The sequence below is a fragment of the Sphingomonas paeninsulae genome (assembly GCF_003660165.1).
Taxonomy (GTDB): Bacteria; Pseudomonadota; Alphaproteobacteria; order Sphingomonadales; family Sphingomonadaceae; genus Sphingomonas_O; species Sphingomonas_O paeninsulae.
Window position 1 is genome coordinate 186735 of the sequence record NZ_CP032827.1, and the last position, 24649, is coordinate 211383.

Sequence of the window (24649 nt, forward strand, 5' to 3'; positions counted from 1 at the left end):
CCGCCGGAGGCTCCCTCTCCTCACTTAGGAAGATATGCGAATAAGGCGCGGAGTTTCGGGGCTATGCTAACGGTGTTCCAGCATCACGATTGCCACATGGAGCCAGTCTTCCATCGAACACCGGTGTTCGACTGGAAGACAGTTTTTAGCGTAATTCAGAGTATCCTAACCTGTCTCAAGCATAATTTCTGAATGGGACGATTCTTTAAATTCATCTTCGCAACGTTCGGTTTGGTGGCGCTGCTCGCTTTGGTCGCGGCATTTTGGGGTATGTCTGATTTAAATCGCTATGAGCATATGACACCAGAGCAGCGTAGTGCCGAGCAAGCGGCATTTGTTGCAAAGCAGGATGCAGCAGCAAAGCGCAGCCTTATTGAGCATCACGACGGTCGGCATTGTTTAAGCACCATTGGCGGCGAGCATTCGGGCTTGGTGGTTGCTTTTAAACAAACGCCTCGCGAGCCAGACTCTCTCGAAATTATAAACACACGCATTTCCGAAGTCGATGCTCAGGGTAATCATAACCTGGTGATGAGCTATCGAGCACGTAACGGCTTTGGCGGGATCTCAATCGGCACGCTTGAAGCGGAAGTAAAAAACAGCGATTGCAGCTTTACGATCCTGAGCAACGTATCTCGCTAAACAACTGACTCGAAACAGTTTCGGAGCGCCATCGGTTGGAATTGATGCTAAATGGATCGACTGCATTATTGAAGTAAATTGACCCCGGATCGGCGGACAACCATGCCGATGCGATCGTCGCTCGCGGCTAAATCAATAATTATGGCAGTAGAATCGATTGTTTTCCGCTACCATTCAGCGCGACCGATCAGGCGGCTTCCGCGATCTGGATATGCACGGCTAACCCCGAGGCGGTGGCAAGATTAACCAGCGCATCAAGCGAAAACTTGGCAAGCTTGCCCTGTAAAAGATCGTTCAGACGTGGACGGGTGATGCCAAGCCGACCCGCCGCCGCTGCTTGCGAAAGGCTCCATGATCGGACACGCACCTTTAGCGCCGAGAGCAATTCTGAACGTGCCTTCATGTTCGCAGCTTCCGCCGGAGTGTCTGCCAGTGCGTCGAACACGCTGTCGAATGTTTGTACTTCCATCGTTTACGCCTTCCATGCTCGCAGGCGGCTTGCCGCCAGTTCAATATCGCGCTGTGACGTGGCCTGCGTCTTCTTCTGAAAGGCATGCAGGACCAATACCGCTTCGGGCAACGTAGCCAAATAGATCACCCGGAACGCTCCGGAGTCTTCCCTGATCCTGATTTCACGCACTCCCGTACCGATGCTTTTCATCGGCTTCCAGTCATCCGGATTATTGCCGTTTTGCACCTCATTGAGCTGGTGGCCAGCCTCAGAACGGGCCGCTTCGGGAAAATCTCGAAGCCTATCGAGGCTGTCCCCAAGGAATGATATTTTCTTCACAACCAACTGTATCGGATTTGATACACTCAAGCAATCCCTTTTATTGCGATGATGACAAACAGTGGTTCCTACAACGCAATGTGGTCCAGATCCGTTTGAAGTCCTGGTTATATCTTAGCCAATCACCTGTTGAAATCAGGCTGCAAGCTCAACGTTGCCTGCTTCGAACGAGGAGTCTTCGCTTTGCACGATGCCGGTAGCGCGAAGCAGGAAGCCCGCTGCGGCTTCGGCTCTCGCCGCTGCCGTCATAAGGGCGCGGTTATCGCGCTTCAGAACGCGCAACCATGATCCGATGTAGGCGGCATGATCGTCGAGGTGATGCGTCGGAAGGCCAAGATCTGCTCCAAGGAGGCAACTGGTCATCTCGGCGCATAATTCCTCGAACGCATAAGCCTCATCGCCGAACTTTTTGCCGAACTCACGAGAGAGGCGATCCTTATGACCAGTCCAGTGCCCACTTTCATGGCAAAGCGTCGCCGCCCAGTGAGCGCGCGTATCGAACAGCGCGACGGGGGGCATGGTGATCGCATCGTCGATGCGGTCATAATATGCCTTGTCGCCGCGCTGGTTGACCTTCGCTGGCAGTCGATCGACGAACTGCTGTGCGAGTTCGGGAAGACAGTCGGCGGGCGGCACGAGATGGACCGTGACCGGGTGGAATTGGGCAGGAAGGCCGTCGATCTGATCGGCGTTGAAGACAGCGTAACTGCGAAGCACGGCGCGCTGTTCTTCGGTCGATCCGCCTGTCAACGGAGACTCGACAGTCTTCATGTACGATTTGTAGAAGATCGCCATTTGCGAGGTTTCGCCCTCCCGAACCTGCGCACCGAAGGATTGCGCCTGCTTGTAGGTCATCCAGGTGCGCGAGAGATATCCGGCGCTGTCGGCGCAAAGCCAGAGCCAGAAGGCATTTATGCCGCGATAGGCTTGGCCAGTCGCGCGCAGCGGGCGACCGCCATCGGAGCCGGGACGCCAGGGTTTTACCCAGGGGCGGACGCCGGCCTCGAGCTTGTCGATGATGGTCTGGGTGATGATGTCGGCGGGTGAGGGCTTGTCGTTGGTCCTGGCCACGATCATTCTCCGGTTGGGTGAGGCACAAACCACTGGTGCATCCTCCACTCATGGGGTGCCAAAGGGTCACAAAACGAGGGGCGACCTCCCGTTAGGAAAGCCGCCCCAAATTGCCTCGAACTGTTAAAAGACGGCGTTAGCCTGCGCCGTGCAGACCTTCCTCCACATAGGCGAGAACGGTCGCCTCCTCTTCGGTGAACTTGGCGAGTACCTCGGCCTCGACGGTCTCGAAATTGTCATAGGTGACCGCAGGCAGCGAAGGTTCTGTATCGGTATCGATGACAGGTCCGTTGCCATTTCCATCCTCGTCCTCATCCTCGTTGTCGACGACGGGTTCGCGGAAGGAATAATGGATCTGGCTGGAACCGGCCTTCTCGATGCCACCGAATTTCATGGCGTCCGGAAGCCATGCGAGAGCGGCTTCGCGAACCTCGGCTTCGACGATCCCGCCGCCGCTGCACAGCGTTGCACACGCGGCTGCAAGTTCTGCCTTCTTGGCATCCTTGTAGCGACCGCGCAGCACGGGGCCACCGATGTCCTGAAGCGCGTCGAGAACCATGTCCTTTTTAACGCGACCGAAGAAGTTCTCGGCGTTGGGCCGCCACCACTGCGCCACCTCGATATTGCACAGGCGACCGAGATGGTCATGGAAGCCGTTTGCCCGGTAGCCGTCGGCGGCGTTGAGGGTTGCGCTGATCGCCTTTGCCGTAGCGTAGGCGATCCACGATCCGCGGGCGGACTCGTCGAGCGCGCGGAAGGCTTCGAACCGTTCGGTCATCGTCGGATATCCGGCCCAACTGGTATCGAGACCCTGGCGCTGGTCCTCCAGTGCGTTCGACGCGGTGCTGCCTTCGTCGCGGAATTTGGGGATCGGCATGTCAGCCGGTCGCGCCGTGACCGAAATCCCGTACTGGATGTAAGCCGACGAGTAGACGATCTGGTCGGCCATCAGGAAGATCGACAGATCGAGTGCCAGGGCCGGATCGCTTGCAACGTGCGCCGCAAGGATCTGGGTGCGTTGGGTGGCCAGCTCGTCCATCAGTGCGACGCTGAGTTTTCCCGAGGTGTCAGGCTTGTCGTCTGCATCAGGCTGACCACCGACCGAGACCGTCTTGATCGGGCGTTCGCTGAACATGCGGGCATGCGTGCGAAGTTCACCATCCGGGCTGATGTAGAGGAAGGTGCCCAGCTGAGCGCGCGTCTCATCATCGGCAACGCGAAGGCTTGCGTCGATCTTTTCAAGCTCGGCCTCGTTCGCCTCGTAGAGCGCCTCGGCTTCCAGCGCCTCGGGGGATTCGGCTTCGAGTTCTTCCTCGAGCCGTTGGCCCAGGGCGTCGTTGGCATCGGTCAGTTCGAACACGCGCGCTTGCTCGGTCTCGGTCAGAGCGCGGGCAGGGGCGTGGTATTCGTGAAGGGCGCGTTCGACATCATAGGGAACGTGGGTGGCGACGATCGGCGTGACGAAGGCAAAACCCTTCTCGACGGCGAGTTCTGCGGCAGCGGTTTCGAGCTTGGTCGCCGCCAGCGCGTCGAGGATCTCGCCATCGGTCCAGCTGGCATCGGCGTCGGTGCCGAACAGGTCGCGCTCGATGCGACCGCCGGCTTCGAGATAGGCGGCTTCGCCCACGAACCGGGCCTTGGCATCGGTTGGCTTGACCGAGCCATTGAGAAGCGAGCGCCGCACGTTGTCGGGGTTGTTACCGTGATAGGCGTTGCCCATCTGCTCGAAGACGCGGGCTTGACGGTCGACATCGTTGACGACGGCATAAGCCTGCGCGACGCCCAGCGTAATCGTGCCGCTGGCGAGCGCCTCGAAGACGACAGGCGCAAGTTCAGCGAGACGGACGCGCTGCTCGAAAAAGCGGGTGGTGACACCGAAACGCTTGGCGACATCTTCTGCGCTGGTGCCCTTGTCGATGAAGAATTTGAAAGCCGTGCACTCGTCGGCCGGATTCATCGGCACGCGGTGGAAGTTCTCCGAAAGACTGGCTTCGATCGACACGTCACTGTCCTCAAGCACCATCACGGGTACTTCATGATCGGCAGGCAGCGTGCCAGCCTTGATGAGGAGCTGAAGCGCGCGGAGGCGACGGCCACCGGCCTTGACGGTGAAGCTGCCGTTCTTCTTGAGAGGGGTGACGACGAGGTTCTGCAAAAGCCCCTGTGCTGCGATATTGGCGGCAAGGCTTTCGAGGTCTGTGTCGCGGTTGGTCTTGCGCACGTTGTCGTTCGAGAGCGAAAGGTTCTTGACCTTAACGGACTGAATCATTGGTCTTCTCCATGCTGAAATGTGGCGCGCCGTGTCCGACGGTCGCGGGAACCTGATCATCAAGCTCATTAATCCCAAAGGGAGCCTCCCCTCCCTTGCGGAGAGGAAAGAGAGTGCCCTGTCGTCTTTTATCCGGTGATGCGTTTGAGGGTTTCGGCCCCGCTGGCAGGGGGAATGAACAACCGGGTCTTGTGCTGAATGATCTCGGTAAAGCAGCCCAGAGCCTTCAGTTCGGACAGGCGGTTCGGTGCCCAGTCGAGCAATTCGAGACGCTGGTTGCCGCCGACCAGGCTGCGCTTCAGCCGGTAAGTGCCAATTGTCATCGTCTCGCCGGTCGCCAGAACGTGTTTGACGGTTTCAGCGCCGGAGACTTCAACATGGGCGTCGATGCCGAAAGCGCCAGCGAGTTTGCCGACGATCGGCGCGGGGACGAGACGGCCGAGGAACGACTGGCCGTCTTGCGTTGTCAGGCGCCAGACCTGAACCACGTTGTCAGGAAGGCTTCCCCAAACGGGCAGGAGTAACCCTGTCACAAGGTAGATCGTCTGGGTTTTGATCCTGGTCCGCATTTCGGCGACTTCGGCGTTCCAAAGGGTCGAAAACTCTTCCTCGTTCGCTTCCTCCCACATGGTTTCCATGAACAGGTCCTGCCGGAACCGCTCGGTGCGGGTAGGCCTGATAAGTTCGTAGCGGCGAACGGTCTGACCCTCGTCGTCGGTGAAGGAGAATGTCGCGGAGCAGAGCGCGGCTTTGCCCGACCGGCGATTGACCATCATCCGGTCGGTTTTGCTGACCATATCCATGATACGATCGAGCGCGAGAGGCTTGTAGCGTTCCTCGGTTTCGAGGCGGAGGATCTCGGTTTCAGCGCCCGTCACCGAATCCCGCCGGATGACGGTGCGATCGAGGATCGTGATGCGTTCAGCCGTGATGCTCTCGACACCGACGTCGAGCGTACCCGCTTCGCGCGCCGCATCGACGCGAGCCTCGATTAGCCCAAGATACTCGTCGAAGATGTCATTCTGCATCGCGATCCGCAAAGCGAGGATCCGATTGAGCCAGCGTTGGATGGGAGGCAGGTCTTCGACCATGCCGCCGCCTTCGCCTTCAAGTCTTAGGCCGGTGAGTTCGACAAAACGCGCCAGCGTGACCGAGGCGAGCTTGCCCTTCCACAGGAGGTTGAACCATGTGACAAGCGATTCCTTGGCATAATCCGATTCCAGATTGTCGCGTGGATCGAACAAGCCCTGTCCGCCCGTCTGCCGCTGGCCGCGTGTCAGTGCGCCGAGACTGTCGAGGCGGCGGGCGATGGTCGAGATGAACCGACGTTCGCCACGGCAATCGGTCGAAACCGGACGGAACAGCGGCGCGCAAGCCTGATGCGTTCGGTGGGTGCGGCCGAGCCCCTGGATGGCGGCATCAGCGCGCCAGCCCGGCTCGAGGAGATAATGGATACGACGCGACCGGTTCTCGGCCGCGAGGCTGGCGTGATAACTGCGGCCTGTGCCGCCTGCATCCGAGAAAATGAGGATGCGCTTGGAACCGCGCATGAAGGCGTCGGTCTCGGCCAGGTTGGAACGCGACGAACGACTTTCGACGCGTTGACGGCCGCTGCTGTCAACGATGATGCGCCGGCTGCGGCCTGTGACTTCTGCCACCATGTCGGTGCCGAAATGGCCGATGATATGGTCGAGCGCGGATCCGACGACGGGAAGCGAACCGAGCTGCTCGAGCATGTCGTCGCGAAGCCGTTCGGCCTCGCGGCTGACGACCGGATTGCCGTCCTCGTCCATCATGGGTTCTGAGCGAACCTTGCCGGTATCGTCGGTAAAGGTCTGCATCTGCCGGGTCGGGAAAGACGCCTTCAGATAATCCATGACAAATTCGCGGGGCGAAAGCTCGATGTCGAGGTTTGCTCGGTGCTCGGGGGAAAGCGTCGCCAGTGCCCGGTTGAGCATGGCTTCGGACGTCGAGACAAGCTGGACGACGACACAATCGCCACGCTCGAGATCGGCCCGCATCGCGGGGATGAGCGAGGGCAGCTTCATCGAGATGAGCAACTGGCCGAAAAAGCGCTGCTTGGTGGACTCGAAGACCGAGATCGCGGCGGCCTTGGCCCCGCTGTTATAGGTATCGCCGGAAAAGGTGTCGGTGATCCGGGTCGCACCGAGCGCGGTCTGGAGGTTCTGGTGGATGATCGCCCAGCCATCGGCATAGGCGTCGTACACGTCGATCTGTTCGGGCGTGAGGTTGTGCTGAAGGACGTCGTATTCGACGCCGGCAAAGCTTAAGGCCCGCGCGGCATAAAGACCCTGTGTCTTCAGATCCCGGGCGATCAGTTCCATCGCAGCGATGCCGCCACGGCGGAGGCTGTCGACGAACTGACGGCGATCGGCAAACGCGGTGCCCGGTCCCCACAATTCGAGGCGGGTCGCATAAGCGAGGTTGTTGACGTCCGATGCGCCGGTTGCCGAGACGTAGAGGACGCGGGCGCGGGGCAGTAGGTTCTGCACGCGAACGCCGGCGATGCCCTGGTCCGAACCTGATTTCATGCCGAAGCGGCCCTCGCCACCGGCAACGCCTGCCATTTCATGCGCTTCGTCGAAAACGATCACTCCGTCGAAGTCGACACCGAGATAATCGAGGATCTGTTGCAGACGCGTGCCCTTGTCGCCGCGGTTGCTGCGCAAAGTGGCGTAGGTGAGGAACAGGATGCCCTCACCGGCACCGATCGGTGTCCCCAGCTTCCACTGGTTGAGATGCTGGATGTCGAGCGGCAGGCCGCCAACGGCCGCCCAGTCACGGCGCGCATCCTCGAGCAAGGTTTCGGTCTTGGAGATCCAGATGTGCTTGCGACTGCCCTTCAGCCAGCGATCGAGGATGATCGAGGCGACCTGTCGGCCCTTACCGGCGCCAGTACCGTCGGCGAGGAAATAGCCTGTGCGATAGGCACGTCCGTCTTCGGACGGCTCGAGCGAGACACCTTCTTCGGCCGGAAGGAAGCGGCCCGTCAGATCGCGGCTGAAGGCCGAACCTGCGTAGATCAAAGTTTCGAGCTGCGCGTCGGAGAGAACACGAGCGTCGACGATCGCGCGGGGAAGCGTCGGCACATAGGTGGGGACGGGTGCCGCGATCGATCCCATTGCGATGGATTCAACGAGCGCGGTCGGATGCGGAGAGGCGCAGGCGATAGCGATCCGGCTCGGGCGGTACGGAAGATACACACCGCTTGCGGCGCCAACGGGGGCAGTCTCCGCAAGGACCGAATAGGCAATGTCGCGTGAGCCGGTCGCGATCGCCGGACCCTTCGACATTGGTTTGATGGGCGCGCGGACGGAGGCTGTCATGCCACCAAACAGCGAGGTCGAACCGACGCGGCGAAGCGGTGTCGGGAGCAAAGCGGGTGCCGGGGCGGTGAACGCCGTGATTGCGTCGAGCGCCTCGGAGAGGGTCGCGCAACGCTTGAGGTCCGCCTTGGCCGTGCTACCCTTGTGAAGGACGAGGATCTTCACAGGCTGGCTGGTGCCGTGTTTGGCATAAGCGTTTGCCGGAAGTTCGAGATAGAGCGCAAGCCCATAGCCTGCGGTCGCGGTCTTCCAGGCTTGCGACGTCGTGTCGATCCGGTCTGGCAGGATCGCGACGCAGCGGCCCCCGGTTGCGAGAACCAGAAGCGCGGCGCGAAGGTGACGGAAGCCCGCGAGAGAATCCACGCCACGTCCCAGACTGCGCGAGAACGGAGGATTGATGAGAACGACGCTCGGGGCGTCCTCATGGAGGTAGAAGTCCGCGATCAGCTCGGCATCTCGCCGGCTGACGTGGACGTCGGGGAATGCAGCTTGCAGCATGTCGGCGCGGGACGCATCGAGTTCGTTCAGAACGAGCTTTGCGCCGGTGCGCGCGGCGAACACGGCAAGAAGGCCGGTGCCGGCCGATGGTTCGAGTACCACGTCGCTTGGACCGATATTGGCGGCAAGCGCGGTGAGATAGGCGATAGGCGCGGGGGTGGAGAATTGCTGAAGTTCGATCTGCTGCTCGCTGCGAACGGTGTGCGTCGGGAGCGAAGCGGTCAGCGCGGAGAGGGCGGTGAGGCGAGCGGCGGGCGTCGCGCCCAGTTCGGCTTTACGCAGGAACATGACTTCGGCCAGTTCGAGGACGTCGTAAGCATCGCGCAAAGACCAGCGGCCTTCAGCCGAGGTCGAGCCGTATGCGGTTTCCATCGCCCAGAGCAGGTTGGCGCGGTTGATCGCGCCGTGACTGGTAAGGACCCTGCAGACTCCAATGGCTGCGGTGATTGAGGGTTCGATAAAATCGAGTTCGAGTGCTGCTGTCGAAGTGCGCATGTGGGCTTGCCTGTCTGTCTGTCCGACGCAAGTGTCGCGTCAAACTGCCGAAGGCATCCTCTCCTCACTCCGGGGTAAGTGCTGGATCTGTTGCATGACTCTAATTCATGCTCGTGATCGACCTGTTGATCCGGTGATATTTCGTATGACTTTTCTCAGTCAATTTCAGTCGCCATTTCGCCGTGCAGCGAATTGGCGTGGTGGGGTGCGCGACTTTCAAAGGTTTAAGTGACCGCAGCAGACCGTTTTCAGTCCAAGGGCGAAATACGATATATTTTTAGCCAGGAGGCCAGATACTCGCCGGTAGTTCTCTTTCAGATATCAGTCAGAATATCCTAATTCTTCAAGATTTTCTTTAAATCAATCACCGACATACCTGTATGTTTCGAGAGCAACTAAAACTGGACTGTCAAACACTGTTCGACATGAAATCGCTTGGAACGACAGTTAACTAGTACAAAAACCGACGCTCGCAGCATCCAAAACGCAAATACTATGCGACCATTGCCACCTGGTTAGTTGGTAAGCGGGCCTTTGGACGCATCACCACGACCGTTTCGGGCTTACCTACTTTCCGCCCCAGCTTATCACGCGCAGGAACTTCGGGAACGACTTCGCGAACCTCGATAGAATAGGTCGGCATCTTATTGTCAGCTGCGATTTTTTTGAGCTGGCTCTTCAAAGTCCGAAGGGGCGAGGTCGAGCCGATTTTCGCGCCTAGCATTTCCAAAGGCATTTCATACTCTTCGTCGCGACAATAGCAGTGGGCTAACTCGTAGAGACGCCGCTCGATCGAGCCGAGACGGAAATAATCGTTATGATAGTCGTAAATACGGTTATCACGCGAAACGGCGCGGACGAGCCAGTCGCAGAGCTGCACGCGAACCGGCATAAGTTGGTCAACGCCGCTAGCGGTTTCGCGCGTGGTCGCTTGCGCTTCAGCGAACCAGGAAAAGAACCCCTTCGTACCGACAGTGCCGGTTTTGATGTTGGTGCGGATTTGTGTACCCTGAAGCCGCCCGAGTGCTTCGATAAAACGATCATAGTCACGGCTCGACGGGCGACTAACGCCGGTAGCCCGGAAAAAGTCGTGCGCATTGAATGTGAAGACGTTCTGTACGTCGCCCGTGCGGCCAATTTGCTGGACCATCAGCGAAAGGACGTAGATCAGGACCTCTTTATCCCACATCGTCGCAATACCGCTTGAACTTGGCTTTATCTCGATTTTGACCCCGTCCATTTCGTAGGTCATCGCCTCCATCTGAGGTCGTTTCGCTAAAGAAAACAGCGGAAAATCCATGATACTTTGTTCGCCGCGGACTTTGCCGTGGAGCGGACTGTCCAGATAGTCGAACAGCTTCCCTTGGGTAAGAGCGACTTCCCGCGAATCCATTGTCAGGCTCCCTCCGGCATGTACGATTAGAGGGGTTATACCCGGTTGTGAGAAAATCTGCAGTCGGATTAGTGACCGCGTTATCGATAGCACGAGGATTCGGAGCGATTTACCCGGCAAATTGGAGCAGGGTGCCAATTCGGGCCTATGAACACCGCAAATTTCTCCCAATGGCACGTGCTATCGATAACGGCGTGAGACGCGATCATCGCTATGGCGTCTAAACCACTGTAAAGATACGGTTCGATCATCGTTGCGACACTCCCCGGTTAACGAGGCGTGACATCAGGCTCCCGATAGGCGTCGCGTCCGTCCCATCGGACATCCCGCGCATGGCTATAACGTGGCTGGTGTCTTTCAGACCGTGAAGCGTTCGACCAAGATTGAGCTCGCCCTTTCCGGCTTTGCTGCTCATACCCCGCAGATAGGCCCCCGGGCGCTGGACCTCGCCGCGCCGATATTTTTGGATTGTGGCAATGACCGACGCGGCCGCCCCGTTCGGACCCATAACGCGGCAAGCTTCCTCGAAGGCGTGGTTGCTGATCCCAGACTGGCTGGCAAGACGTTCTGCGGTGGCGACCATTTCGCCCCACGAGCCGTCGCGGAAGAGAAGACCCGTGCACAGCTCTGGAGCAATTGCCATGATAAAGCTGGGATCGACACCGTGTTTCTTCAGGTCCTCGTCGATCGGCGTCTTGGACTGGCAGGGAAGGGCGTCCTCATTTCTACTACTGTTTTTCGCTGAGCCACTACTTATAACTGCTTTAGCAGATTGGAGTTGCTTTGTAGTTGTAGAGTGAGTGGCCTCAGCATCATCCCAGCATGAACTATGACTATCACTGAAAGAAGCTGTTTCAGAGATAATCCTGGCTGCGACGGCTTCGGCGAGGCAAGAGGCTCGGGCCTCGATTTGCTCAACGCACGCCGTCAACAGGACCGTGTCGCGGACCTGTCGCATCTGCTCGGTTGCCATTAACGCGAGTGCGACGTCATCATCTGCCTTGAGATAATGAAGATCCGTGTCAAAGGCCGTCTGAGCTAGTGCCCTTATTCTCCTGCGGGCTGCGGCAAGTCGTTTTCGCAGAACCGTCAGTGCGTCGTCCTCCGCGGCGCCTTTCGCGGCGCAAGCAACGAACTCCTGGAGCCTCGTCCCGACCGGGGCGAGGACGATGCCATACCCCCATGCTATGAACCCGTCCGCACCGCGGCGTCCGCCTCGATGTCCGTTCGGGCTGTCGATAAAGCCAATAAGGCCAAACGCCTGTGCCTGTTTGAGCAGCTTTTGGACCTGCCGGACGGTAACGCCAAGCTTCTGCGCGAGGAGGTCGTTTGACGGCCAAACAACTGGTAACCTCCCACCCTGCCAGTCTTGCGGCTTTGTCCAAGCAAATAGTAGATCGATCGTTGACACCACCCGCAATGGAACGCCCATATACGGTGCCGCACGCTTGAGCGCCGCCAGCGCATTTGAGGGAGTCAGGCCGGTTTCCAGCCCCCGAAACTCTTCAACGAGCTTGGTCGCCTTGGCAGCATGCTCGTCGAAACGGCGCAATCCCCTTCCAGGGCTTTGGGCAAAAGCCATCGTTCGGTTCTCCCTTAGCGGAAGCCCGTGCGGACAAGCGACACCGTGGCGCCAGAGATGGCGCTTTGGGGTAGCTAAATGGTGAGAAGCCAGCTAGGTGAGGGGTCTCACATCCGCCCTAACCGGCGTCTCGAAAAGCCCGGCCTTGCGCCGGGTTTTTCATGTCCGCACAGAACCCCCTTTTGATCTTTGTGACGCGCGCCCGATTGGACGGCGGCAATCCAGCCTTGAGCCAGTTCACAGCATCGTATGTTAAGGAACGCTCGGCTGCCGGTCGCGCGCCGCGAGTCGTGCTATCGATAACGCAAGCGGAGAAAATCACGTGCTATCGGTAACGACGCGCCGATCTCACTCGTGCTATCGATAACGTGGTAGCGTCCGCGACTCGTGCTATCGATAACGCCGCCCCTGCGCTGCTCGTGCTTTCGGTAACGGCGTCGAACGTAACCGATTCGCATGAGCTCAGCGTCAGTGTCGTGGCAAACTCAAACATCGCTGGAGATTGTTATTCGTTTCAAAGTTGGTCGAGGCCGCAATGGAAAGATTCGTGTGGGTATTCCGGAAAAAACCCCATCGTGGTTTTTGTTCAGTTCCGGCGCACACCGCCTAGCGAGGCAACATAGTTTTATAGACCGATCTCCGCGCCAATCATTTGAAGATCAAGCCATTGGTCCATCGCGTTGATTAGCAAGGGCAGCATGATGACCACTAAGCGCCGCCGATCGCTCGCATCGGCTTCCCGGCCGATATAGCCCAGTGCCTCCATATTCTCGATATGGCGTAGCGCTGTCGTCGTCGAACCACCGCTCAGCGCACAAAGCTGCGAAACCGCCAGATCGCGCCGCTCGCGGCTCGCTACGTATAATTCCAATAACATATCCCAGCTGGGATCGTAGAACCGAACCCCTGGAAAGCGGGATGCTCGTCGACGCCGACCGGCAAGCGCGGCGTTGGCTGCGCCGAGCCGACGCTCATCCTCCTTCTGGCTTGCAGGGCGGGCCGACAGCAGGGTCTCCTCGATTGCCTTGCGAGGGAGCCGGACGACGACGTCGATCAGATCGTCTCCTCGAGATGCCTTTTCCATGATCGTCTTGATCCATTACGTATATGGGGCTCGGCATCCGGCGCGAGGCGCAATGTTCCAAGAGCAAGGGCTCCCAGCGCCAGGTACGCATAGATTCCGAGACCAGTGTGGTAGGCGAAGAGGGGCACCCTCGGGAGGAGCGCCCCGCAAACGCTCATGAAGAGATCAGCGACCGCGAAGCCAGCTGCCCAGATTGGCCAGAAACGGATCGTCGCGACGCCAAGCCAGAAAAAACCGCCCGCTACAGCTACATCGATTGCGAAAACGGAAAGGTCGGCCGGTGCCAGATGGGCAACATTCGCGATGCGCAACACGTCAGTAGCAAGTGCAGCGCAGAGGTTAATGGCTGCGCCTATTCGCTCGGGTCGACCCCCTTTGACGAATGCCAAACCGCATACCGCTAAAAGTGCGGTGTTGAAGCCGATCGCTAAGAGCTCCGCTAAGGCCATTGCTTCCCATCTAGCCGTCGACACTATCCCGTTCGAAGAATCCGTCCACGCTCTCGACCATTGGCTTGGGCGTGCCTTCCCCCCAGCTCGTCTCCGTCAAGCCGAGCTAACGGCCTGCTTTCTCGATCGAGAGATGCGCGCGCATCACCATCTGGTCCTGTCCATCTACGATTGCAGTCAGAGCCGCAACCGTCGCCTTCACGGTGCGATGGGCCATAGCCGGGGAAAGGCGATGGACTTCAGTTGCATCAAGGGTGGTCAACAGGAATTGCGCGGTGTCGCGGGCGGCGAGGTTGATAGATCGTTCCGCCTTGCGCAGCTCATCCGCGATAATTCGGCTGGTGTTCGTAAGTGCGTGCATTGTGCCTCCTCGGGCGCCTCGCGCCCATCACAGTGTTTTCAGCCCAAGCAGGAGAAGCAGCGTCACGATAACCATGCCGGCGGCAGTCAGTCCCAGTGGCGTGGCGATCGCTATGATCACGGTCCACCAAGCGGCCTGCTTCCAAGTCATCATGTTCGCTGCCGCCCCTGCGGTCGGCCAGGCAGGAGGAAGCGGAAAAACAGGCGGGGGTGAAGGTAGGTTGGTTGCAGGGGGCAAAGGCTCTACCCCGCATCATGATCGGCAAGGAGGCGGGCCGCCTCGAAGCGGGTGGGAACCTTGAGAAGATTGTTGGCCTTTAACAGCTGCTTGTCGACCGCACGGTGACTGCTGCCGGTCACAGCAGCGATTTCTTTGGAGCTACGGTGCTGGAGGACGAGACGAAGATAGGATCGTTGTCGTTCGGTCAGGAGGGAAATGGGGTTTGAGTCACTCGATTGATTTTCAGACGTTACATAGGAACGGTCCGCACGGTGGAGCCCACCTTCGGTCTTCAGCATAATTGGTACATAGGTGCGCTACTCGGAACGATTCAACTCCAGATCAGCGCTCCTTTCACGGAAGCAATGCGTGCGCGCAAGGTTCCATGTCGCCTCAAACCACGGGCCAAGATGTTTTAATGTACAGAAGGTATGTCGCGAAGTGCGACCGACGTGTCTTGGAGGTATGCAGCCCAGAACGCGAGAATACGCCCTTCTTCGGGCCTGTCGATTACCGTGAGAGATGCAAACTCCGAAAGCGCACGCGCCAGTTCGTCATTGGAGACGATCCCCTCGCGCTGAAGGATGGTTGCCAGGAAAGCGAGCCAGTCCCCATGTGCTCGCACGAGGGCCTCGAAGTCGGGCAAGGCATGCGATATGGGAGACGCGGGAGCGCCAGAAACACGATCGAATCGCATCCGGGCCTTGAACCAATTCCAAAAGGGCATCGGACGCATTCCATCAACCGCCGCAGTCGGGACGGTTGAACACGCGGGAACACTGGTAACCACGCCCCACGTATTCCCCGCACCAGCACGCCAGCGACAAGGTTTTTTATTCCATGGGCCGCCCGACCTAGTCGGGGACCCAGTGTTCGACCGCAAACGCGGACCAAGCGCGGTGTTCAAGCCGCACAAAGCGATGTCGTTATACAGCAGGCTTTTGTGTATGTGAACCGGCGTGTCGAGGAGACATAACTGTAAGGTCAAACTCTGATTTCTCGCGCGCTGCCGACGACGCATTCGGGCTAGTGGCCGGCACGATGATGCGATGCTGGCGAACGAGTCCGGGCAGCTACCGACCGAGGCTGAGTGAAAACACCAATTCGTGCTACAGGTTATTCTGCATTCCGGGAGACTTGAGGTTCAATCGTTTCGTTGAAGAGCAAGACCGTCGGCAAGATTTTCTGGTGCCGGCATCACTTGATGATTATGTCTGCGAGCACAATCCGGTTCGGGTTGTCGAGTCACTTTTTGGCGAGCTGGATTTGCCGGTGATGGGCTTTGCCGGAGCGACGCCCGCCCAAACTGGACGGCCCGAGTACCACGCTCGACAATGCTCAAAATCTACCTTTACGGTTACCTGAACAGAATTCAGTCGAGGCGACGACTGGAGCGGGAGGCGTAACGCAATATCGAACTGATGTGGCTAACCGGTCAATTGGCACTAGGCTTCAAGACGATGGCCATGTTTCGACGGGACAATGGTGCAGCAATCCGGGCGGTCTGCAGCCAATTTGTGGTGCTGTGCCGACAGCTGAGCCTGTTTGGACTGGCGGCCATTGCAATCGACGGAAGCAATTCCAAAGCAGTGAACAACCGGATCGAGCAGGTCGAAGGCAGCATCGAGCGCTATCTTGCTGCGCTCGATCGTGCCGATCGCGAAGCCAGCGACGTCCCGAAAGCGCGGGTTAACCAGATCAGGGAGAAGATCGCGGGCTTGCGCGGGCCAGATACAGTTCCTGAAGGAAATAGCCGCGCAAGTCGAAGCTGCCCCCGATCATCAGGTATCCCTGACCGATCGGGATGCCAGATCCATGAACAGCAGTGGTCGAGGCGCTGGAATTGTCGGCTACAACTTGCAGGCAGCGGTGGATGCTGAATACCATCTTATTGTCGCGGATGAGGTGGTGAACAAGCGCAATGACCGGGCGCAACTCGCGCCGATGGGTCGACAAGCACAAGCGGCCATCGACGCACCCGAAACACCGTTTTGGCGGATCGCCGCTATATGGGGTTACTGCACTGGCTGCATTGCGCGCTCGATCGCGCGGATAAGCGCTGACGCGTTGAAGGGCTTTTGCAGAACGATGGCGTCGGGTTCCGCTCTCAACACGCTGTAACAATCGCCCGTCGCGAAAATGTGCGGCACTTGGAGCGTCATCTCTATTGCTTGAACAGCTGCGATGCCGCTGCCTTCGTGCAGCCCCTCGTCGACTATCATCAAGTCTGGGCGGTGAAGTAATGCACCGGCAACGGTTGTCGCCTCGGTGTCGGTCAGCACGCACACCTCATGACCTAAGACTTCCAGCAGGTCGGACAGAAACATCGCGATCATCGCGTCGTCTTCGGCCACCAGGATTCGGAGCGCTTTCATGTGGATCCAGTGGAGGCCTGCCGACCACAAACACAGGGTCGGAAATCACTTACGACGCTCACAGGAAAAATAATATCGATGGCATGCTTGGTTCTACACTTTGATATGGTAACGCCAGCGGCATGGTTGCCTCCACCAGTGAGCCGAACGCGTCAGCCCGGCTCCTAGATCAGCACACCGGCGGCATTGATAGCCGCTTGGCCGACCGCTCGGTCATGTCGACAGGAAAGACGAATTTTCCGATCGTGGCGATTGGCGCATCGGCAGGGGGACTTGATGCCACGACTAGGCTGATCGATGCTCTGCCGAAATCGCCTGGCATGGCGTTCATTTTGATTCAGCATCTCGACCCGACCCACAAGAGCTTGATGGCCGATCTGCTCGCAAAGCATACGGTGATGCCTGTCGTTGAGGCGACGGACGGCGCTGCCATCGAAATTGATCATATCTATACGATCGCGTCGGGCACGTATCTTTCCGTGTCTGGCGACGTCCTTAAAGTCTCGGCTCCAGAAGCCCCGCGGGGTTTCCGAAAGCCGTTCGATTTCCTGTTAAAATCCATGGCACAAGGCACAGAGCATCCTATCGTGGCGATCGTGCTGTCGGGTCTGGACGGAGACGGCAGCGGCGGCGTGCTTAGCGTCAGGGACCGCGGTGGCCTCGTCATTGCGCAAGATCCCGCAGAAGCCGAATATGAGAGCATGCCGTCCAGCGCGATCGAAACCGGGCTGGTCGATGCGACATTACGTGTCGACCAGATGCCTGAGGCGCTTGCGACATTTGCCAAGACGAATGGGGCGAACGGCGCCCCCAGTCCACCGATCCCTGGTTTGGCCGACATAATCGATATACTTCGAAAGGATACGCCGCACGATTTTCGGCTCTACAAGCCTGGTACACTCCAGCGACGCATCGAGCGCCGCATGGGGCTTGCCAATATCCCGCTTGATGCGATGCCGAAGTACCTAGCGCTGTTGCGCAAAAATGCAGGCGAACGCGATTTGCTCGCTGGCGACTTACTGATCAATGTCACGACGTTCTTTCGCGATCCAAAGACGTTTGACCTGCTGGCCAGCAAGGTGATCCCCGATCTCGTCAACGGCCACGATGGCGAACAGCCCCTTCGCGTTTGGGTCGCAGGGTGCAGTAGCGGCGAAGAGGCCTATTCGATCGCGATCCTGTTTATGGAAGCAATCGCAGCCGTCAAGCGTCCGATCAAGCTCCAGATGTTCGCTTCTGACGTCGATTCCGAGGCCGTCGCCCGGGCGCGTGAGGGCCTGTATCCCGATGCCGTTGCCGTCGATATCACACCGGCACGCCTCAAACGGTTTTTCGCCCATGATGAACAGGGCTATCGCGTCAATGCCGATCTACGCGATGTGATCGTGTTTACCGTGCAGGACGTAATATCGGACCCGCCGTTTTCACGCCTCGACCTGATCTCATGCCGTAATCTTCTGATTTATCTGACCCCGCGTGCGCAGGCGAAGGTCATCGCCCTGTTCCACTTCGCGCTGCGCAAGCGCGGCATGCTCCTTCTGGGCAGCGCTGAGACGATCGCAAGTGTGACGGGGCGCTTCGAGGTGGTCGCAAAGGCCGAGCGGATTTACCGCCAGATCGGGCAAGGTCGCCTCGGATTATCGGATTATGATGTCGGGGCAGCGGCGGATAAAGCTGCGCAGGTGCGCGGTGCGGCGGATCAGGTGCCAAAACACGCAGTGGGCTTTGCCGACCTAACACGCCGCCTGGTGCTGGAGACGCATGCTCCAGCGGCCGTGCTGATCGACCGCGCGGGTAAATGCCTGTATTCATTGGGACCAACCGACCGGTATTTGCAGGTTGCCTCCGGTTACCCCTCGCACGATCTGCTCGAGATGGCGACGCCGGCGCTGCGCGCCAAGTTACGTGCTGCCATCGGCCGGGTCAGTAAAGAGAACCGCCGCGTGTTCATCGGCCACAGCCGGGTTGGTGCCACCGCTTTCGGCATCGACGTCCAGGCTGTAACCAGCGAAGGCGAGGAGCTTTTACTCGTCGCTTTCATAGACGATACGGCCGGTGCGCAGGGCGGCGGTGATGCAAAATCGCCGGCGACCAATGCCCGTGTCGGCGATCTTGAACACGAGCTTGCGCTCACGCGAGACGAATTGCGCATTGCGCTGGATGGCCTGGAGACTTCGAATCAAGAGCAAAAGGCGATCAACGAGGAAGCGCTGTCGGTCAACGAGGAGTACCAGTCGACGAATGAAGAACTGCTTACTTCAAAAGAAGAACTGCAGTCGCTCAACGAGGAGCTTACCGCGCTAAACGGTCAGCTGCAGGAAACACTAGAACGTCAGCGTTCGACTTCGGACGACCTCCAGAACGTGCTCTACAGCACCGACGTCGCAACCCTGTTTTTAGATCCAGATCTGAACATTCGCTTTTTCACCCCGGCCACTCGCGCAGTCTTTAACGTCATTCCCGGAGACATTGGCCGACCGCTGGCGGATCTGCGTGCGCTGGCAGTCGACGATCAGCTCGAAGATGACGCGAAGAAAGTGCTTGAGGGCGCAGCGGCGATCGAGCACGAGATCGAGGTCCCGGGCGGTAGCTGGTTCATGCGGCGTATTTTGCCTTATCATACGCATGACAGAAAAATCGAAGGTATCGTGATCACCTTCACCGATATCACCGAGCGCAAAAGCTCGGCCAAGGCGCTGCGTGCGACGAAGCGTGAAGCCGAACTTGCCAATATCGCAAAATCGCGGTTCCTTGCAGCCGCTAGCCATGACCTGCGCCAGCCGCTGCAATCGCTTTCGCTGGTGCAGGCGCTGCTGGCGCATTCGGTTGAGGATCCGAAGGGGGCCAAGCTCGTCGCACGGCTCGGTCAGACCTTGGATGCGATGGCGGGGATGCTCAACGTTCTGCTCGACATCAACCAGATCGAGGCGGGGGTCGTGCAGCCCGAGCCGAAGGACTTCATGCTCGGCGACCTCTTTGGTCGAATGCGCGACGAGTTCATGTACCAGGTCCAGGCTCAGCATCTCGAACTCCGGGTCAGAACCTGCCCGCTGCGCGTCCATAGCGACCCGCGTTTGCTTGAGCAAATGATCCGCAACCTGCTCGGCAACGCGATGAAATACACCCGGACCGGTCGTATCGTACTCGGGTGCCGCAAGATCGGCACTATGATGCGGATCGAAGTCTGGGATACCGGGATCGGCATTGCAAAGGATGAGCTACACGCCATTTTCGACGAGTTCCACCAAATCGACAACGCAGCGCGCGAACGTAGCAAAGGTCTTGGCCTTGGCCTTTCGATCGTCCAGCGATTGGGCGCGTTGCTCGATCACGACATTGGGGTGCGATCCAAGCTGGGCAAAGGTTCGGTTTTTTCGATCGAGGTTCCGCTTGCGGCGGAGGTTGAAGCGAACAAGGCTGTCGAGATACCAGTTCACATGCGGGCAACGACGACCGGTAAGATAATCATCGTTGAGGACGATCCAGATGTACGCGACCTGCTTGAGCAATTGCTGAAAACGAGCGGACACCGCGTGCGCAAGGCTGCTACAGGTTCGGCCGCGCTAGCCTTGGTCGCTAAAGGCGCGATACGGCCAGATCTTATTCTCGCCGACTATAATTTACCCGGAGCAATGGACGGACTCGACGTCATCGGGCACTTCCGCAAGGTGCTTAATCACCCTCTGCCCGGCATCATTTTGACGGGTGATATTTCCAGAGCGACCCAGGCAAGGATCGCTAGCAGCGACTGCGTGCTTTTAAGCAAGCCGGTAAAAGCGCAAGAGCTTTCCGCGGCTATCGAGGCGCTGCTCGGCGGCAGCGATCGATGTTCCATCCTCCCACCCTTGGAACATGACTCCATGTCGGACGTCGTGATTGTCGTTGTCGATGATGATGCAGATGTTCGGAACTCGATCCGGGATGTTCTCGAAGAAGACGGCCATGTGGTCGAAGTGTTTCCCGATGCCGAATCCTATCTCACCGCATATCGATCCGATCGTGAGGGATGCCTGCTACTTGACGCCGGCTTGCCCGGCATCGGCGGGCTCGAACTGCTGGTGCGGTTGCAGGAGATGGGCAACCCAATGTCAACGATTATGCTGACTGGTAGCAATGATCTCACGTTAGCGATTTCCGCCATGAAGGCTGGCGCGTGCGATTTCATCGAGAAGCCCGTTGGCAAGGATGCGTTGATGGCAAGCATCGGGCGGGCGCTCGCGCAATCGCATGACACCAGTATCGTACACGCCTTCGAGGAGGCGGCGGCGCGCCACGTGGCGGAGCTGACGCCGCGCCAGCGCGAAATCATGGACCTTGTCCTCGCCGGTCACCCTAGCAAGAACATTGCGGCCGACCTTGGTATCAGCCAACGAACGGTCGAAAACCACCGCGCTTCGATTATGAAAAAGATGGACGTCCGATCGCTGCCGGAGCTCGCGCGTTTGGCACTTGCGGCTGAAGACAAAAGTTTTTCCACCCACGCTTAGGTATCAAAACACTACACATCCCGCCGAGGAACGCCGCGACGCGCCGCGTCACAAGACGCGGGATACAATGTGTATCCGAGCACTCGTACGACTACTCGTACGAGTGCTCGCTTCTTCGCTCGCTGAGTCTGTGATCTCGTCCGACACTGGCTGTCCCGCCCAAAGAGCGACAATCAACCCGTCAAACCACCACCGGGCAAGGCGGCCGTCAGGCCACGCTTACAGCGAACAGGCCTGAGAGCGGTACGACCCTCGCAACTGCTCAGCTCAAGAGCAGGCAGCACCGCTCTATCGCGAGCAATTCCGCTCGGGCGGCTTATAATCAAGCCCGTGCGGGACTGGCGTGCTCCGCGTAGGGCCGGTCGTCCGCTCGGAACCGAGCTGAATAGATGCGCCGGTGTCAAGAACGACCGCAGGCTATATGGTTGGACGGCCGCGACCTGGGCGTCGAGCTGCGCCTCTGCGACCGTCACAGTGCCCTTTCAACGCCAAATCGAAGTTTCGCCGTTAAACCCGTTACATTCATTAAAGATTTAGCCGTCGTTGCCTAAATTGGAACGCTCGAACCGCCAATGTCTTCTAGGTAGATGCCGTAATTGACCTTGGCACTGTGCCAGATCGTAATGCTGCTGAATCCGAGGAGCCGCACTATGAACGCCCTGCCTTCGCACACCGATAACGCCACCTCATCCCGCTCGGACAAGCCGGGCGGTGATGCGTCGGCGACAATAAAAGACCCGGTGTGCGGGATGATGGTCAAGCCAACCAAAACGACCCACCACGCCGATCATGACGGCCATAGCTATCATTTTTGCAGCGCCGGGTGCCGCGCCAAGTTCATCGCCGCGCCGGATAGCTATCTCAGCGCTACGCCCAAACCCGACCCAAAAGTGTCAGCGGGGGCGATCTGGACATGTCCGATGCATCCGCAAATCCGGCGCGAAGGACCTGGCACCTGTCCGATCTGCGGTATGGGTTTAGAACCGAAAGAACCTTCGCTAGATGATGCACCCAATCCCGAGCTGGTCGATTTCACGCGGCGCTTATGGGTCGCCGGAGCGCTATCGGTCCCGCTGCTGATCGTCTCGATGGTCGCAGAATTGCTTGGCCTCCACATCGTGCCGGCTGCGTGGAACTCGTGGGTACAGCTCGCGCTTTCCGCGCCGATTGTTTTGTGGGCGGGCTGGCCGTTCTTTGAGCGAGGATGGACCTCGCTTCGCACCCGTCACCTCAACATGTTCACGTTGATCTCGATCGGGGTGGGTGCCGCGTTTTCCTACAGCCTGGTCGCGACGCTCGCGCCCGGCAACTTTCCGGCGACGTTCCGAATGCACGGAGGAATAGTCCCGGTTTATTACGAGGCCGCTGGCGTCGTCGTGACGTTGGTCCTGCTTGGACAGGTGCTCGAACTTCGCGCCAGGGCAACGACGGGTCGCGCGATCCGTGCCCTGCTCGACCTTGCTCCAAAAACGGCACGCCGGATCGGCGCGGACGGTACTGAACCCGAAATCTCGCTTGCCGATGTTGCTAAGGGCGATCGTCTTCGGATTCGCCCCGGCGACGCTATCCCGGTCGACGGCGTGGTGGTCGATGGTCGCTCCTCGGTCGATGAATCGATGCTGACTGGCGAACCCGCGCCCGTCCTCAAGGAAGTGGCTTCCTTGGTCACCGGCGGCACGGTCAACGGCACCGGCAGTCTTGTCATGGAAGCGCGTGCGGTCGGCTCGGATACGATGCTCGCGCGTATTGTGAAGATGGTTGCGGAAGCGCAGCGCAGCCGCGCGCCAATCCAGGCCGTCGCGGACCGGGTGTCCGGCTGGTTCGTGCCGCTGGTCGTGTTAATCGCGATCATGACCTTCATCACCTGGTCGTGGGTTGGTCCCGAGCCCCGTATGGGCCATGCCCTGCTCAACGCTATTGCTGTGTTGGTGATTGCTTGCCCGTGCGCGCTCGGCCTCGCCACGCCGATGTCGATCATGGTCGGAACTGGCCGGGGTGCCGGTGCCGGCGTGCTCGTGAAGAATGCTGAAGCGCTTCAAGCATTTGAGAAGGTCGACACGCTCGTCATCGACAAGACCGGCACCCTGACCGAAGGCAAGCCCAAGCTCATTGCAACCGAAACGCTCGGTGCGGTTGAAGAAACCGATCTGCTTTCACTCGCTGCCACCGTCGAAGGGCAGTCGGAACATCCCTTGGCATACGCGATCGTTATGGCCGCAAAGGACAAGGGGTTGAAGCTCGACGCGGTTGCCGACTTCGCATCGCAAACTGGGCTCGGCGTCACCGCCAGGGTGGGCGGCCGATCGGTCACGATCGGCAATGCTGCGCAGATGAAGCGGATCGGGGCCGATCCCACACCGCTACAAGAGGCGGCCGATCGTCATCGGCACGAAGGTGCCGGCGTCATTCTCGTGGCAATCGATGGCGAGCTGGCAGGCCTACTGGCTGTCGCTGATCCGATACGTGCCTCGGCGCGAGACGCCATACAGGCGCTACGGAGCGAGGGCCTGCGGATCGTCATGCTCACGGGTGACAACCGCACGACCGCCGATGCTGTAGCAAGTGCGGTTGGGGGCATCGACGACGTTCGTGCTGATCTGAAACCGGAGGACAAGGCTCGCATTATTGGCGAGTTGAAAGCCGGCGGTGCCAAGGTCGCGATGGCTGGGGATGGCATCAATGATGCGCCAGCAATTGCCGCTGCAGACGTCGGCCTGGCGATGGGGACCGGCACCGACGTCGCGATCGAAAGCGCCGGTATAACGCTTACGGGCGGCGACTTGTCCGCGATCGTGCGCGCGCGACGGCTTGCTCATGCAACCATGCACAACATCCGACAAAACTTGTTATTCTCATTCCTGTTCAACGGAATCGGAGTGCCGGTCGCGGCCGGAGTGCTCTATCCGGTCACGGGTATCCTCCTGTCCCCTATGCTTGCAGGCGCGGCGATGGCGCTGTCGTCTTTTACCGTCGTCCTGAATGCGTTGCGGCTCAATGCGGTCAAGCTTTAACCCACTTCCCATCACAAATGGTTGATCGAGAATCGGCGCACCCTGCCGGCAACTGTGACCCGCAACGAAAGCAAAGCGCCGAACGGTGGCAAAAAACCTTTCACGGCGAACATCCCCGGCCGCTCCGAACGAGCATCTCTGCCAACGGCGCGATTTTAACCCGCCACGCTCTGCGCCGAGCCGGCGTTCCGAAGATCAGCTTTGTCCCCGCCGCATTCATTTAATGCTAGCGAGCGTTCATCGCACCTTTGCACTCTGATAGACTGCTGAAGGAAACAGGGCCAAAAAGGGTAGGCTTCGTCCTCACCGGCTTTGACGGTCGACGACAGCGGCTTCACCGTGGGTTTATTTAAACCAAACGAAGGCGTCTTAAATGCTTGCGCAACGTCAAGGGTCTTAGTGGCTCTGGCGTTCAGACTCGTGACCGCAAACGACACCAAGAGACTACGCGAGCCGAGCTTGAACCAAAGCGGCGGCGGAAATCGTAATGCGCGCCCGCGCAGCAGTCGAGCGGGAGGCACTCACTGCGCGGCCTAGAGCTTCGTAGCTGCGGCGGCGGGATTGCCAAACTATTCG

Annotated in this window: 17 protein-coding genes and 1 pseudogene; 4 read left to right on the forward strand and 14 right to left on the reverse strand. The window is 59.0% G+C overall.

The genetic code is table 11. The features are described 5' to 3' along the window. Positions 1-192: 192 nt before the first annotated feature. Positions 193-642: a hypothetical protein gene (locus D3Y57_RS01015; RefSeq protein ID WP_121150527.1), complete on the forward strand. Its 450-nt coding sequence runs from the start codon at positions 193-195 to the stop codon at positions 640-642. Positions 643-829: 187 nt separating this feature from the next. Here the strand turns inward: D3Y57_RS01015 and D3Y57_RS01020 are convergent, their stop codons facing one another. The 13 genes from D3Y57_RS01020 to D3Y57_RS01075 all read right to left on the reverse strand — a co-directional run bounded on the left by D3Y57_RS01020 (position 830) and on the right by D3Y57_RS01075 (position 14927). After that, positions 830-1111, reverse strand: coding sequence for a helix-turn-helix domain-containing protein (locus D3Y57_RS01020; protein WP_121150529.1), 282 nt, complete (start codon positions 1109-1111; stop codon positions 830-832). 3 nt (positions 1112-1114) lie between these two features. After that, a complete protein-coding gene (locus D3Y57_RS01025) occupies positions 1115-1432 on the reverse strand; it encodes a type II toxin-antitoxin system RelE/ParE family toxin (protein ID WP_121150531.1) in 318 nt (105 codons plus the stop codon). 135 nt (positions 1433-1567) lie between these two features. Continuing rightward, the gene (locus D3Y57_RS01030; RefSeq protein WP_239025685.1) at positions 1568-2509 is read right to left on the reverse strand and encodes an ArdC family protein; all 942 of its coding nucleotides are present in this window, start codon (positions 2507-2509) and stop codon (positions 1568-1570) included. Positions 2510-2639: 130 nt separating this feature from the next. Continuing rightward, positions 2640-4772 (reverse strand): ParB/RepB/Spo0J family partition protein, encoded by a 2133-nt coding sequence (locus D3Y57_RS01035; protein WP_121150533.1) that lies wholly within the window; start codon positions 4770-4772, stop codon positions 2640-2642. A 128-nt stretch (positions 4773-4900) separates the two neighbouring features. Next, complete coding sequence (locus D3Y57_RS01040; protein ID WP_121150535.1) at positions 4901-9112, reverse strand: strawberry notch-like NTP hydrolase domain-containing protein; 4212 nt, start codon at positions 9110-9112, stop codon at positions 4901-4903. 493 nt (positions 9113-9605) lie between these two features. Continuing rightward, positions 9606-10505: a replication initiator protein A gene (locus D3Y57_RS01045; protein ID WP_121150537.1), complete on the reverse strand. Its 900-nt coding sequence runs from the start codon at positions 10503-10505 to the stop codon at positions 9606-9608. Between the two features lie 247 nt (positions 10506-10752). Then, positions 10753-12087 (reverse strand): plasmid replication protein RepC, encoded by a 1335-nt coding sequence (repC, locus tag D3Y57_RS01050; protein ID WP_121150539.1) that lies wholly within the window; start codon positions 12085-12087, stop codon positions 10753-10755. A 625-nt stretch (positions 12088-12712) separates the two neighbouring features. After that, positions 12713-13171, reverse strand: a complete 459-nt coding sequence (locus D3Y57_RS01055; protein WP_121150541.1) for a MarR family transcriptional regulator — start codon at positions 13169-13171, stop codon at positions 12713-12715. Then, positions 13141-13620, reverse strand: a complete 480-nt coding sequence (locus D3Y57_RS01060; RefSeq protein ID WP_121150544.1) for a hypothetical protein — start codon at positions 13618-13620, stop codon at positions 13141-13143. The genes D3Y57_RS01055 and D3Y57_RS01060 overlap by 31 nt, the downstream gene beginning before the upstream one ends. Positions 13621-13726: 106 nt before the next feature. Next, complete coding sequence (locus D3Y57_RS01065) at positions 13727-13981, reverse strand: hypothetical protein (protein ID WP_239025686.1); 255 nt, start codon at positions 13979-13981, stop codon at positions 13727-13729. A 27-nt stretch (positions 13982-14008) separates the two neighbouring features. After that, a complete protein-coding gene (locus D3Y57_RS21050; protein ID WP_277873289.1) occupies positions 14009-14134 on the reverse strand; it encodes a hypothetical protein in 126 nt (41 codons plus the stop codon). Positions 14135-14223: 89 nt separating this feature from the next. After that, complete coding sequence (locus D3Y57_RS20565; protein WP_239025687.1) at positions 14224-14499, reverse strand: helix-turn-helix domain-containing protein; 276 nt, start codon at positions 14497-14499, stop codon at positions 14224-14226. A gap of 116 nt (positions 14500-14615) precedes the next feature. Further along, positions 14616-14927 carry a hypothetical protein gene (locus D3Y57_RS01075; RefSeq protein WP_239025688.1) on the reverse strand — a complete coding sequence of 104 codons (312 nt, stop codon included), beginning with the start codon at positions 14925-14927 and terminating at the stop codon, positions 14616-14618. A 410-nt stretch (positions 14928-15337) separates the two neighbouring features. Here D3Y57_RS01075 and D3Y57_RS20570 point away from each other — a divergent pair. Next, a pseudogene (locus tag D3Y57_RS20570) lies at positions 15338-16212 on the forward strand (transposase); the annotation flags it as partial. Between the two features lie 3 nt (positions 16213-16215). Here D3Y57_RS20570 and D3Y57_RS01085 read toward each other — a convergent pair. Then, the gene (locus D3Y57_RS01085) at positions 16216-16575 is read right to left on the reverse strand and encodes a response regulator (protein ID WP_121150548.1); all 360 of its coding nucleotides are present in this window, start codon (positions 16573-16575) and stop codon (positions 16216-16218) included. A 197-nt stretch (positions 16576-16772) separates the two neighbouring features. On the opposite strand from D3Y57_RS01085, the gene D3Y57_RS01090 reads away from it, so the two are divergent. Both D3Y57_RS01090 and D3Y57_RS01095 read left to right on the forward strand, forming a co-directional pair. Then, positions 16773-21062 (forward strand): CheR family methyltransferase, encoded by a 4290-nt coding sequence (locus D3Y57_RS01090; RefSeq protein WP_239025689.1) that lies wholly within the window; start codon positions 16773-16775, stop codon positions 21060-21062. Positions 21063-21712: 650 nt separating this feature from the next. Continuing rightward, positions 21713-24073 carry a heavy metal translocating P-type ATPase gene (locus tag D3Y57_RS01095; RefSeq protein ID WP_121150637.1) on the forward strand — a complete coding sequence of 787 codons (2361 nt, stop codon included), beginning with the start codon at positions 21713-21715 and terminating at the stop codon, positions 24071-24073. Positions 24074-24649 lie beyond the last annotated feature (576 nt).